The sequence below is a fragment of the Klebsiella sp. S69 genome (genome assembly GCF_016516145.1).
Classification (GTDB): Bacteria; Pseudomonadota; Gammaproteobacteria; order Enterobacterales; family Enterobacteriaceae; genus Klebsiella; species Klebsiella oxytoca.
Window position 1 is genome coordinate 110599 of sequence record NZ_JACVUU010000023.1, and the last position, 12335, is coordinate 122933.

Below are 12335 nucleotides of genomic sequence, written 5' to 3' on the forward strand. Positions count from 1 at the left end.
CCCCTGTCGGGTAAATCAGGTTTCACCGGCGTTTTGCCGTTGCCCCGCAGCAGATGCAGATAAAAAAACCGCCGGCCCTGCCCAAAGCCTGTTGGCATTCTTGGGCAAGACCGGCGGTCTTAAGTCAGCGCGCTGAATTATTCAGCTGGTGCAGGCATTTTACCTTCCGGCGCTTTACGATCTGTCAGATGCTTCTCAAAATTAGCATTGAACTGTTTTTTCTGTTCCGGGGTCAGAATGTTGTAAATCTTGTTCTGAGTTTCCAGTCGAGCCAGCGCCATTTCTTTATGCTGGGCTTCCATTTTATCAATCTGCGCTTCCGCTTTTGCCTTATCGAAGGTATCGCTGGCAACCAGTTCATGCATCGCGCGGCGCTCATCCAGGGACGGACGCTTCATATTGTCGCGCTGGCTCTTCATGATGTCGCGAATTTGCGTTTTCTGCGCGTCGGTCAGGTTCAGACCTTTAAACATCATTTCATGTGGGCCCGCCGGGCCGCGCTTATGATGCATCATCGGCGCGGTCTCGCCTGAGGTTGCCGTAGTATCAGCCGCGTGAGCCAGGTTAGCCGCGCCAAGAGCCAGAGTAGAGGCAACAAACAGAGCTGTAATCTTTTTCATCGTTCAATCCTTACTTTGCGTTATTCTTACGGCGCGTTGCCGTGTTGACGAGATTAACTTTACGACGTTTATCGTCAATTAGTCAGAGCAAGCGTAAAACATTGAAAGTATAAAAAACAGTTTCTGACCAATTATGGAGAAAATAAGGATTATGGGGAGATAATTGCAAGAAAAAATAATTAACAGGCTGTTTTGTCGAGAAATTATGAAGACTATAAACCAGCGCAGATTAAAAACAAAGCATTTATCCAGGAATAATCCGCAATCAGCCGATAGCGCACAAAAAATTAAGATCTAAAGGAAAAAACAGCCGGCAAAATAAATGCCATCGCCCACCGGGGCGACAGCATATTCAGAAGCGTTCGAGCATCAGCCCGGCTCGCTGGCCAAAAGCTACGTCGGGGTTGGGAAACAGCACATATTCTGGCTCCTTAGCCGCGACATAGCGGGTTTCGCCATCTTCAGCCAGCAGCGTCCCGGCAGAAAAGGGGGTGAAGTTTAGCGTCTGCGCCGACATATGCAGCTGAAATTTGTCGCTGCTGCGGGTAATTTGCTGCACCACTCTGTAGCGCAGCGGCGAATCACCGGCAGCCAACGCCCTCTCGCCGGCCAGCAGACGCGCCAGCGCGCGCTGCGTCGCGGCAAACTGGCTGAGATCGTTGTCGCCAAAAGGAAGCGCTTTTCCCAGTTCCAGCGTGCAGGAGTGCGCGCCGAAACGTTCGCTACTGAAATGGGTAAAGGTGCCGCCCGGCTGCTGATGAAAGACCAGCGCTTCCAGGCCAGCCGCCCCCAACCAGCCCAGGAATGCTTCATCCCACGGCTTATCGCGCGCTGGCAGGACGCCAAAGCGCGTATGCAGCGATCCGCGAATAGCGGTATGTAAATCCAGGTGCCAGCGCTCACCGCTACCCGGCGCATAAAAGCGCGCCAGCGCATGCTCCAGTTGCCGGGCGCGAGCGGTTTCATCGCTGACGCTGAAAGCCCGCCAGCGCTCACCAAACATTCGATTAATATCGCTGTGCAGATAGCGTTTATTGGCCCTCAGCGCCGAAGGATTGCCGAAGACCACCAGCAACCGCCAGCGTAACGGCAACTCCCCGCAGAACAACTGACGCAGCAGTAAATCCGTGATTTCGACCGGCGCGGTTTCGTTACCGTGGATCCCGGCGGACAATACCAGCGAGCGCTCGCAGGGCTCATGGGGAATGAGCTGCAGTATACCGCAGTCAATCCAGTGCCAGCGGAAGTGCGCCGTTTGGCCATGAAAATGGTGGGGCAAACGCCCAGCCAGCGTTAATGCCAGAAAGTCGTCCACGACATCTCCTTATTGCTGAAACGGATATACGGAGCCGAGGCGCAGGATTTGCGTCAGGCGGTCGAGCGCTTCGCGACCTTCGCGCAGCAGCTGCGGATCCGCAAGGTCGGCCTGGGTCAGGCGATCGCGATAGTAGCGGTCTACCCAATCATTCAAAGTGGCGAACAGCGCGTCGTCGATCATGACCGCCGGATTCACCGCTCGTCGCTCGTTCTCAGTCAGCACCACCCGAAGACGCAGGCAGGCCGGGCCACCGCCGTTGGCCATGCTCTCGCGCAGGTCGTAAACCTGAAGCTCATCAATCGGGTTATCGCCCTCCACCAGCCGGTTCAGATAACGCCAGACGCCCGGATGCTCCTGCGCTTCCAGCGGCAGAATCAGCCGCATTCCGCCCTCGCGTTTGCTCAGCAGCTGGCTGTTGAACAGATAGGTCGCCACCGCCTCTTCTACCGATACCTGACCCGTCGGCACCACAAGCGGCGTAAAACCAGCAACCCGCTCCGTCAGCTGCTGCAGGAGCTGCGGCTGATCGACAAACGCCTGCTCGTGGCAAAACAGCACCTGCTGATTGCTTACCGCAATCACATCGTTATGAAATACGCCCTTATCAATCACCGCCGGGTTTTGACGGGCGAAAATCACTTGCCGGGGGTTGACCTGGTTGAGGCGGGCAACGGCCTGGCTGGCCTCCAGCGTCTGCCGCGCCGGGTAGCGCTGCGGGCTCTCTTCCCCACCCTGCTGACGACCGTAAATAAACAGCTGCACGCCAGGGGCGCCGTAGTCGCCGCCGAGACGGTTATGGTTTGCCGCCCCTTCATCACCGAACAGCGAGGCCTGGGGTAGCGCGCCGTGTACTGCAAACCGCTGCTCATCGGGGAAAATAGCCTTCAGCAAAGCCTCGGTGGTAGGCGCTTCGCTGGCGCGGTGGAATTTATCATTGAGGTTGGCGACGGTCAGATGCACCCGGCCGTCCAGCGAATCCGCTGATGGCGAGACCGTAGCGGCGTTGGCCACCCACATTGATGAGGCTGAACTGGCCGCCGAGAGGAGCTCGGGCGCCTGACGCGACGCTTTTTCCAGCACCTGCTCATCGCTACCGCTAAAGCCAATCTGGCGCAACAGGGGGATGTTTGGCCGCTCCTGCGGCGGGATGATCCCCTGCGGATAGCCCGCATCCGCCAGGGCTTTCATTTTTTTCAGCCCCTGCTTTGCCGCCAGCTGCGGATTTGACACCCGATAGCGGTGTTTGGTCGAAGCCTCGTTGCCGAAAGATAATCCCGCATAGTGATGGGTCAGGCCCGGCAGCCCGTCAAAGTTCACTTCCCAGGCGTTCATTGTGAGCTCTCCTGGCCAAAATCCAGACCCGGGCTGAGCGCGACCGGGAGCGACAGCTCCGGCGATTCCAGGCTGGCCATCGGCCAGGCGCAATAATCTGCGGCGTACCAGGCCCCCGGCCGATGGTTACCGGAAGCGCCGGTCCCGCCAAACGGCGCGGTGCTGGCGGCGCCGGTGAGCGGTTTATTCCAGTTCACGATACCGGCGCGCGCCTCCAGCAGCAGCTGGTCGAACTTCTCGCGTTCGGCGGAGATCAGCCCGCAGGAAAGCCCGAAGCGGGTCGCGTTAGCAAGCGCAATCGCCTCATCGAAATGGTCGTAACGCCAGACGCAGAGCAGTGGGCCAAAAACCTCTTCATCGGCCACCTGCGCGACCTCGCTCATGTCGATAATACCCGGCGTCAGCAGCGACGTTTCGGCCTGTAGCAGACGCGGCTCCAGCAGCGTTTGGCCGCCGTTGGAGACGTGTGTCAGCCAGGCCTGATGCACTTTCTGCGCCGCCTGCGCTGAAATCAGTCCCCCGAGGAAAGGCTGCGGCTCTGCATCCCAGGCGTCAGGAATAAGTTTTTGTGACACTGTCACAAGACGGCGAAGAAACGCATCGCCAGCCTCACCACGCTTCACCAACAGCCGACGCGCGCAGGTACAGCGCTGGCCTGCGGTAATAAATGCCGACTGAATGGTGAGATGAACGGCGGCATCGATATCCTGCGGTTCATCGACGATCAGCGGATTGTTGCCGCCCATCTCAAGAGCGAGTATTTTTTCCGGCTGGCCGGCAAGCTGGCGATGGAGCTGAAAGCCGGTGGCAGAGCTGCCGGTAAACAGCAGACCGTCGATATCTGACTGACCGCTCAGCGCTTCGCCGGTCTCCCGACCGCCCTGAAGCAGGTTAAGCACTCCGGGCGGCAGGCCGGCTTCTGCCCAAAGCCTTACCACCGCTTCGCCGCTCTGTGGGGTCAGCTCGCTGGGTTTGAACACCACGGTATTGCCCGCCAGCAGCGCCGGAACAATATGTCCGTTTGGTAAATGTCCGGGAAAATTGTAGGGACCAAACACCGCCAGTACGCCGTGCGGCCGGTGACGCAGAGTGGCTGCGCCGTCGGCCAGTGCGGTTTGCGCTTCCCCCGTACGACTATGGTAAGCGTTTACTGAAATCGCGATTTTGTTGATCATCGCGGTGATTTCCGTCGCCGCTTCCCAGCGCGGTTTGCCGGTCTCCTGAGCAATAATGGCGGTTAATTCAGCTTTGTTCACGTCAAGTAAAGCAGCAAACTTTTCTGCTATCGCTTTGCGGGCGGCAAACGGCTGGCGCGCCCACGCGGGGAATGCCCGCCGCGCCGCGCTGACCGCCAGCGCAACCTGCTCAGCATTGGCATCCCGTCCCTGCCACAGTAGCGCCTGGCTTACCGGGTTATGTTTTTGTCGGGCCGGGCCGCGACCGCTTTGCCAGTCGCCATTGATCCATAAACTCATGATTTTTTCTCCTCAGGGCACAGGCGAACCAGGCGAATTTGTTCACCGGAATGGCATTTCAGGGCATCCAGCTCACGCGCGCTTAGCACCAGGCGGTCGCTATCCGGGTCCGCGTGAACGAGCATGGCGCGAAAGTGATGGTACTGTTCATTGGCGATCAGGCATGGCGGCCACTCTCCCGCCTCGGGTTCGCCTTCAACGACGGTAACCAGCCGACTTTTGCGGATGGCCCGCACCCGGTCAATTTCGCATTCCAGCGTCGGACCGCCGTCGAAAATATCGACGTAGTTGAGATAGCGGAATCCCTCTTTTTCCAGCACCGCGCGGGCCGGGGCGGTTTGCGGATGAACCTCGCCGATAACCGCCCGCGCTTCATCGCTTAAGAAGTCGATATATAGCGGGTGCTTCGGCATCAGCGCGGCGATAAACGCTTTTTGCCCGGTGCCGCACAGATAGTCGGCGCGGGAAAACTCCATCGCGAAGAAGCGTTTCCCGAGACTCTCCCAGAATGGCGAGTAGCCGTGCTCATCAATTACGCCGCGCATTTCCGCCACGACCTTATCGTTGAAGCGTTCACGAAAGGCGGCCATAAACAGAAAACGCGACTTCGACAGCAGATAGCCGTTGCCCTCTTTTCGCCATTTTGGATCAAGGAACAGGGTACACAGTTCGCTGCTGCCGGTATGGTCGTTACTGAGAAACAGCGTCGGCAGGGCGTTATAGACGTTTAGCTCTTTCGATGCGTGGACCTGCGTACCAACGCGATAGTTGTACCAGGGGTCGTTAAGCCCTACGGCCACCTCAATGGCGCAAATTCCCGCCACCGCGCCGCTGGTGCAATCCTCCAGAACGAATACATACCCCTGTTCGCTTTTCGGCAGCTCGCCGCGCCAGGTCATCTGTGAACGTTCAATGCGCGCGGCCAGCGTGGCCTCATCGGCCGGCAGCGATGTCAGGCCGCCGCCGGTTTCGCCTGCCAGCGTCATTAACCCCGGCAGGTCACCTTTTTCGACTGGACGGATCACCATCATGATGAGACCCCCGAGAGAAAGCGTTTGCAGGACAGCTCGAAGCGATCCAGGCCGCTATTGACTTCGTCTTCGCTGATAATCAGTGCCGGTGCGAAGCGCAACACGTTGGCGCCGGCAATCAGCATCATTAGCCCTTCCTCCGCCGCCAGGTTGCTGATGTTTTTCGCCTTGCCGGCATATTCATCTTTCAGCACGCAGCCAATAAGCAGCCCCAGACCGCGAACCTCTTTAAACAGGCCGTACCGGGCGTTGATGGCGTTGAGCCGTTCGCTAAACCACTGATGGCGCTGCTTAACGCCGTTGAGAACCTCACGCGTGTTGACGATGGCAAAGACTTCCCCCGCCACCGCGCAGGCCAGCGGGTTGCCGCCGTAGGTGGTGCCATGAGTACCCACGGTCATTACGCTGGCGCAGCGTTCCGTTGCCAGCAGCGCGCCGATCGGGAAACCGCCGCCCAGCGCTTTCGCGGTGGAAAGCACGTCCGGCGTCACGCCATAGTGCATATAGGCGTACAGCTCCCCGGTACGGCCGACGCCGGTCTGGACTTCATCGAAAATCAGCAGCGCATTGTGCGCATCGCACAGCTCACGCAGGCCGCGCAGGAATTCCACATCCGCTGGTACGACGCCGCCTTCCCCCTGCATCGGTTCAACGATCACTGCGCAGGTATTGTCGTCGATCAGCGCCTTTGCCGAGTCGAGGTCGTTAAAGATAGCGTGCTGAATCTGCGGCGGCAGCGGCGCAAAATCCTGTGAATAGGCCGGCTGACCGCCCGCAGAAACGGTAAACAGCGTGCGGCCATGGAAGGCATTCTTGAATGCCACGATGCCGCTTTTCTCACTGCCGAAACGATCGTGGGCATATTTGCGCGCCAGTTTTAGCGCCGCTTCGTTGGCTTCAGCCCCCGAGTTACAGAAAAAGACCCGGTCGGCAAAAGTGGCGTCAATGAGCTGCTTAGCCAGACGTAGTACCGGCTCATTGGTATAGCCGTTGCCGGTATGCCAGAATTTCTCCGCCTGTTCGGTCAGAGCCTTAACCAGCTGCGGGTGCGCATGGCCGAGGGCATTAACCGCAATGCCGCCGGCAAAATCGATATACTCCTTCCCCTGCTGATCCCACAGGCGTGACCCTTCGCCGCGTACCGGAATAAAAGCCGCTGGCGCGTATACAGGCATCATCCATTCATCAAAGTTGCTACGCGTAATTGACTGAGACATATCGACCTCTTCCGGTAAACAAAAAGTTTAAATAATGTTAATGAATATGGTTATTACGCTGTAAATGTAGATTGCACGGTTCGTGCCAGCCAGAGGTAAAAATGCATAAATCGAGGTCGTCAACGAAATATCAATAAGTTACGAAAGACCGCTATTCACATAAAATGCATAAAAAGTGAATAAAAATACTAAAAGAGGCTTTAGCAGTGGAATAAAAAGAAAGATTATGCAGGGGTAAGATATAATTCTGTAATTGTGATCCTTGACGAAATTTATCGGCAATAATCGCCCTTTTTTGGCGCAGCGCGTTCCAGAATGGTGCACACTTTGTGCAAACAGGCTACCAACCGCTGCAATCGGCAGAATAAAGCGCCTTTGCGCAGCCAGCCCGGCGAATTTCTGCTACCATCCCTGCACTATTCACCTTGCACAGTGGCAGCGACTATGAAATTTGTCTCTTTTAATATCAACGGCCTGCGTGCCCGCCCGCATCAGCTGGCCGCCATCATCGACAAACACCAGCCCGACGTCATCGGCCTCCAGGAAACCAAGGTTCACGATGATATGTTTCCCCTCGAAGAGGTCGCGAAGCTAGGCTATAACGTCTTTTATCACGGGCAGAAAGGCCATTACGGCGTCGCGCTGCTGACCAAAGAGACGCCGATCTCGGTGCGCCGCGGCTTCCCCAACGATGGTGAAGAGGCCCAGCGCCGCATTATCATGGCGGAAATCCCGTCTCCGTTTGGCAACGTGACGGTAATCAACGGCTATTTCCCGCAGGGCGAAAGCCGGGATCATGAAACCAAATTCCCGGCGAAAGCGGCCTTTTATCAGAATCTGCAGAACTACCTTGATACCGAACTGAATAAAGAGAATCCGGTGCTGATTATGGGCGATATGAACATCAGCCCTACCGATCTTGATATCGGCATCGGCGAAGAGAATCGCAAGCGCTGGCTGCGTACCGGCAAATGTTCATTCCTGCCGGAAGAGCGCGAATGGATGGAGCGCCTTCTGGGCTGGGGCCTGGTGGATACGTACCGCCATGCGAACCCGCAGGACAACGAACATTTCTCATGGTTCGACTATCGCTCTAAGGGCTTTGACGATAACCGCGGGCTGCGTATCGACCTGCTGCTGGCCAGCCACCCGCTGGCGCAGCGCTGTATCGAGACCGGCATCGACTATGAAATTCGCGGCATGGAAAAACCCTCCGATCATGCCCCGGTATGGGCCACCTTTAAAGTCTGATGATGCCCTCTGTCAGGCTCTCCCGCCCGGAGAGCCTGAGCCATATCAAAAAAGCCGCCGTAATAGATTGTGAACGCCGGCAAACTATTATACTGTCGCGCGCACTTTTGACCGCCCGCGTAAGACAGGAGAACCCAATGCAAAAGAAGCCGTCATAAAGCAGAGTATAAGCTGCTTTCTGTTGTGGTCATCCTGAGCATTTTCGCCTGTATTATCCAGCAGTCGGGTTTTGCCGAGCTGGTCACTCATTTCCACCATCTGCGCGAAATTATCCGCCAAAGCGGTGGCTTCGGGTATGCGCTCTATATCTTGCTGTTTATTATCGCTACCCTGTTTTTGATTCCGGGCAGTGCGCTGGTCATTGCCGGCGGTGTACTTTTTGGCCCGCTGACGGGAACCTTGCTATCGCTGCTGGCGGCGACGGTCGCCTCCTCCCTGTCGTTCCTGCTCGCCCGTTGGCTGGGCCGCGAGCTGCTGCTTAAATACTTCGGAGAGACGGCGATATTCCAGGCAATTGAAAGAGGCATTGAGCGTAGCGGCTGCGATTTTTTAATTCTGACCCGGTTAGTCCCGCTGTTTCCCTATAATATTCAGAATTACGCCTATGGCCTCACGGCTATTTCATTCTGGTCGTTTACCTTTATTTCCGCCATAACCACCTTGCCCGGCATATTTATTTATACGCTGATGGCCAGCGAACTTATCCGCGACGGTATCACCTCCCTTTTTGTGCTAAAGCTAACGCTTGCCGGGCTGGTGTTATTTGTCCTGATTCAGGCAGCCAAAAGATATGCCCGCTATCGGCGGATCGACACGCAACGGTGGCGAATCAACGATGAAAAATAGCCAGGCGATCTACCGGATAATCATTGGCGCTACGCTGCTGGCGGGTCTGCTGGCATGGTGGCTGATCCCCGGCGTCAATGGGTTTATGCAGCGCAGCCTCGCCGCCTTTGCCACGCTCGATCAGCTGGCTATTGAGCAGTTTATTGACTCCTGGGGGCCGCAGGCGGCCCTGGTCTCCTTTGCGCTGATGATTCTGCAGGCGATTATCGCCCCGCTTCCCGCTTTTCTCATCACCTTCGCTAACGCTTCCCTGTTCGGCGCCTTCTGGGGCGGCGCGCTATCGTGGGTGAGCGCCATGGCCGGGGCGGCGCTGTGTTTTTTCATCGCCAGAGTATTTGGCCGCGAAGCGGTGGAAAAGCTGACCGGTAAAAGCGTATTGCAGAGTATGGATGGCTTTTTTACCCGCTACGGTAAACACACCATCCTGGTTTGCCGCCTGCTGCCCTTTGTACCTTTTGATCCGGTAAGTTACGCAGCCGGACTGACCTCAATACGCTTTCGCCATTTTATGCTGGCTACCGGTCTGGGCCAGTTGCCCGCCACGATAGTCTACTCGTGGACCGGCAGCCTGCTGACGGGCGGTACATTCTGGCTGGTAACCGGTTTATCGATCCTGTTTGCGCTGGCGATCCTGGTGGTCGTCGCGAAAGCACTCTATCTTGAACAACAAAAGAGGCGTTCACGATGAGCTTACCCCCCCTGAAGTCAATTCCCCTGATTCTGCGCCCGCAGGCCTGGCTGCATCGCCGCCACTACGGCGAGGTGCTGAGCCCTATTCGCTGGTGGGGCCGCATTCCGCTGGTCTTTTATCTGGTGTCGATGTTCGTCGGTTATCTGGAACGCAAACGCTCGCCCCTCGAGCCGGTGCTGCGTTCGCTGGTCAGCGCCCGCATCGCGCAGCTGTGTTTGTGCGAGTTTTGTATTGATATCACCAGCATGAAGCTGGCGGAGCGCAGCGGCGGCAGCGATAAACTCCTGGCTGTAGCCGGATGGCGAGATAGCGCGCTATTCAGCGAACGCGAGCGGCTGGCGCTGGAGTATGCCGAAGCGGCCAGCATGACGCCTCCGGCCGTCGACGACGCGCTGCGCGATAAGCTGGCGGGACAGTTTGATGCTCAAGCGCTGACCGAACTCACGGCGCTGATCGGGTTACAAAACCTGTCAGCGCGCTTTAATTCGGCGATGGCGATCCCCGCCCAGGGGTTATGCCAGCTTCCCACCGATTCGAAACCATAAGGAGTGGTTATGCGTAGTTTGTTGGTCTTCGCTTTGCTGTTGCTTTCTCCGCTGTCCGCCAGCGCCAACTGGCAATCCACGCAACAAGAGGCTCGCGGCCAGACGGTGTGGTTTAACGCCTGGGGCGGCGATCCGGCGGTTAACCGCTATCTCGACTGGGTCAGCGAAGAGGTGAAGCGCGACTATGCCATCGACCTGCGCATCGTGCATATTGCCGATGCCGCCGACGCGGTAAAGCGCATTCAAAGCGAAGCCCGCGCCGGGCGCAGTTCAGGCGGTTCTATCGACCTGCTGTGGGTTAACGGCGAGAATTTCCACACCCTGAAAAGCGCAAATCTGCTGCAAACCCAGTGGGCGGAAACCCTGCCCAACTGGCGCTTTGTCGATACGCAAAAGCCGGTGCGCGAAGATTTCTCCATTCCTACCGACGGGGCGGAGTCGCCGTGGGGCGGCGCGCAGCTCACTTTTATCGCCCGCCGTTCGCAAACGCCCGACGCGCCCAACGATCCGCAGGCGCTGCTGGCTTTCGCCGCCGCGCACCCCGGTAGCGTTACCTATCCGCGGCCGCCGGATTTTACCGGTACCGCCTTTCTCGAACAGCTGCTGCTGACGCTGACCCCAGATCCTGACGCCCTGCGTCAGCCGCCGCAAGAGGCCAACTTCGCCGCCGCGACCGCGCCGCTGTGGCAATACCTTGACCAGCTTCACCCTCTGCTATGGCGCGAGGGCCGCGACTTCCCGGCTTCGCCCGCCCGTATGGATACCATGCTGACGAACGGTGTCCTCAGGCTGTCAATCACCTTCAACCCGCTGCACGCGCAGCAAAAAGCGGCCAGCGGCGAGCTGCCGAAAGACAGCTACGGCTTCGGTTTTAGCCAGGGGATGCTCGGCAACGTCCACTTTGTGGCGATCCCGGTTAACGCCCGCGCGACGGCAGGGGCGAAAGTTGTCGCCAATTTCCTGCTCTCACCGCAGGCGCAGCTGCGCAAGGCCGACCCGGCGGTGTGGGGCGACCCCAGCGTGCTGGATCCGGCGAAGTTAACGGCAGATGAGCGCCAGTCCTTCAACGCCGTTGTGCCGCAGGATTTGCCGCCAATGCTGGGAGAACCGCACTCGGCCTGGGTAGAAGCGCTGGAGCAGGAATGGCTGCGCCACTACGGCACGCACTAAGGCTGCTGGCCTGGGCCGCCGTCGCGCTGATCTATCTCCCGCTGCTACCGGCCGTTTCTATGATGACGCTTCCGGCGCTGCGCCTGACGCTTTGGCAGTCGCTGGTTGCCGACCCGCAGTTCTGGCAGGCGCTGGCGGCGACTCTCGTCTCAACCCTGCTCTCGGTTGGCGGCGCGCTGATCATCACGCTCTCGGTTGTTGCCGTACTCTGGCCATCAAGCGGTTGGCGCCGGCTGGCAGCCAGGCTGCCGCTGCTGCTGGCGGTACCCCATGTCGCCTTCGCTACCGCCGCCCTGCTGCTATTTGCTGAAGGCGGCTGGCTCTCTCGCCTGCTGCCCTTTTTCATTCCGCCAGTTGACCGCTACGGCATTGGCCTGGGTCTGACGATGGCGGTCAAAGAGAGCGCATTTCTGTTGTGGGTGGTTTACGGCCTGTTAGGTGAGAAACGGCTGGCGGGACAGGCAACGGTATTAAAAAGCCTCGGCTACGGCCGCTGGCAGTGCCTGAAGTGGCTTGTGCTACCCGCCCTGCTGCCAGCGCTGGCGATCGCGCTGCTGGCGACCGCCGCCTGGAGCCTTTCGGCGGTTGATGTCGCGCTGGTAATTGGGCCGGGCAACCCGCCGACGCTGGCGGTGCTGGCCTGGCAATGGTTGAGCCAGGGCGATGAACAACAGCAGGCCAAAGGGGCCCTTGCCAGCCTGGTATTACTGCTGACGCTCGTCATGATGGCGCTGCTGGCATGGGGAGCCTGGCGCGTCTGGCGGCGGCGGATCCCACCGGTTCAGGGGATCCGCCGCCCCCCCCCCCGGGCGCGCGGGGGGGAAAACATAGCGAATGTA

The 12335-nt window shown here is 58.4% G+C and carries 11 protein-coding genes and 1 pseudogene; 6 read left to right on the forward strand and 6 right to left on the reverse strand.

What is annotated here, in order from left to right:
• Positions 1–137: 137 nt before the first annotated feature.
• The 6 genes from spy to IAE27_RS21715 all read right to left on the reverse strand — a co-directional run bounded on the left by spy (position 138) and on the right by IAE27_RS21715 (position 6993).
• Entirely contained in the window at positions 138–620 is a 483-nt protein-coding gene (spy, locus tag IAE27_RS21690) for an ATP-independent periplasmic protein-refolding chaperone Spy (protein ID WP_004101331.1), read from the reverse strand.
• Positions 621–972: 352 nt separating this feature from the next.
• On the reverse strand, positions 973–1935 hold the full coding sequence (gene astE, locus IAE27_RS21695) for a succinylglutamate desuccinylase (RefSeq protein ID WP_017146079.1): 963 nt from the start codon (positions 1933–1935) through the stop codon (positions 973–975).
• 9 nt (positions 1936–1944) lie between these two features.
• The gene (gene astB / locus IAE27_RS21700) at positions 1945–3270 is read right to left on the reverse strand and encodes an N-succinylarginine dihydrolase (protein ID WP_016808499.1); all 1326 of its coding nucleotides are present in this window, start codon (positions 3268–3270) and stop codon (positions 1945–1947) included.
• Positions 3267–4745 (reverse strand): succinylglutamate-semialdehyde dehydrogenase, encoded by a 1479-nt coding sequence (astD, locus tag IAE27_RS21705; RefSeq protein ID WP_196549960.1) that lies wholly within the window; start codon positions 4743–4745, stop codon positions 3267–3269. The genes astB and astD overlap by 4 nt, the downstream gene beginning before the upstream one ends.
• Entirely contained in the window at positions 4742–5776 is a 1035-nt protein-coding gene (astA, locus tag IAE27_RS21710) for an arginine N-succinyltransferase (RefSeq protein WP_004112343.1), read from the reverse strand. Before astA ends, astD begins: the two co-directional genes overlap by 4 nt.
• Positions 5773–6993 carry an aspartate aminotransferase family protein gene (locus IAE27_RS21715; protein ID WP_115239667.1) on the reverse strand — a complete coding sequence of 407 codons (1221 nt, stop codon included), beginning with the start codon at positions 6991–6993 and terminating at the stop codon, positions 5773–5775. The genes astA and IAE27_RS21715 overlap by 4 nt, the downstream gene beginning before the upstream one ends.
• 444 nt (positions 6994–7437) lie before the next feature.
• On the opposite strand from IAE27_RS21715, the gene xthA reads away from it, so the two are divergent.
• From xthA to IAE27_RS21745, 6 genes and pseudogenes are all read left to right on the forward strand, one after another.
• Positions 7438–8244: an exodeoxyribonuclease III gene (gene xthA, locus IAE27_RS21720; protein ID WP_004101319.1), complete on the forward strand. Its 807-nt coding sequence runs from the start codon at positions 7438–7440 to the stop codon at positions 8242–8244.
• A gap of 183 nt (positions 8245–8427) precedes the next feature.
• Positions 8428–9090, forward strand: a complete 663-nt coding sequence (locus IAE27_RS21725; RefSeq protein ID WP_016808494.1) for a TVP38/TMEM64 family protein — start codon at positions 8428–8430, stop codon at positions 9088–9090.
• On the forward strand, positions 9080–9778 hold the full coding sequence (locus IAE27_RS21730; protein WP_032728110.1) for a TVP38/TMEM64 family protein: 699 nt from the start codon (positions 9080–9082) through the stop codon (positions 9776–9778). The genes IAE27_RS21725 and IAE27_RS21730 overlap by 11 nt, the downstream gene beginning before the upstream one ends.
• The gene (locus tag IAE27_RS21735) at positions 9775–10326 is read left to right on the forward strand and encodes a carboxymuconolactone decarboxylase family protein (protein ID WP_004112333.1); all 552 of its coding nucleotides are present in this window, start codon (positions 9775–9777) and stop codon (positions 10324–10326) included. The genes IAE27_RS21730 and IAE27_RS21735 overlap by 4 nt, the downstream gene beginning before the upstream one ends.
• Before the next feature lie 9 nt (positions 10327–10335).
• A complete protein-coding gene (locus IAE27_RS21740; protein ID WP_115239668.1) occupies positions 10336–11496 on the forward strand; it encodes an ABC transporter substrate-binding protein in 1161 nt (386 codons plus the stop codon).
• Positions 11469–12335 (forward strand): annotated as a pseudogene (locus IAE27_RS21745) (thiamine ABC transporter permease); the annotation flags it as partial. The gene IAE27_RS21740 and the pseudogene IAE27_RS21745, both read left to right, overlap by 28 nt.

What these genes read in the sequence shown, in the direction of transcription:
- spy (WP_004101331.1), bottom strand. Translation starts at nt 620, where the DNA reads ATGAAAAAGATTACAGCTCTGTTTGTTGCCTCTACTCTGGCTCTTGGC.
- astB (WP_016808499.1), bottom strand. Translation starts at nt 3,270, where the DNA reads ATGAACGCCTGGGAAGTGAACTTTGACGGGCTGCCGGGCCTGACCCAT.
- astD (WP_196549960.1), bottom strand. Translation starts at nt 4,745, where the DNA reads ATGAGTTTATGGATCAATGGCGACTGGCAAAGCGGTCGCGGCCCGGCC.
- astA (WP_004112343.1), bottom strand. Translation starts at nt 5,776, where the DNA reads ATGATGGTGATCCGTCCAGTCGAAAAAGGTGACCTGCCGGGGTTAATG.
- IAE27_RS21715 (WP_115239667.1), bottom strand. Translation starts at nt 6,993, where the DNA reads ATGTCTCAGTCAATTACGCGTAGCAACTTTGATGAATGGATGATGCCT.
- xthA (WP_004101319.1), top strand. Translation starts at nt 7,438, where the DNA reads ATGAAATTTGTCTCTTTTAATATCAACGGCCTGCGTGCCCGCCCGCAT.
- IAE27_RS21730 (WP_032728110.1), top strand. Translation starts at nt 9,080, where the DNA reads ATGAAAAATAGCCAGGCGATCTACCGGATAATCATTGGCGCTACGCTG.
- IAE27_RS21735 (WP_004112333.1), top strand. Translation starts at nt 9,775, where the DNA reads ATGAGCTTACCCCCCCTGAAGTCAATTCCCCTGATTCTGCGCCCGCAG.
- IAE27_RS21740 (WP_115239668.1), top strand. Translation starts at nt 10,336, where the DNA reads ATGCGTAGTTTGTTGGTCTTCGCTTTGCTGTTGCTTTCTCCGCTGTCC.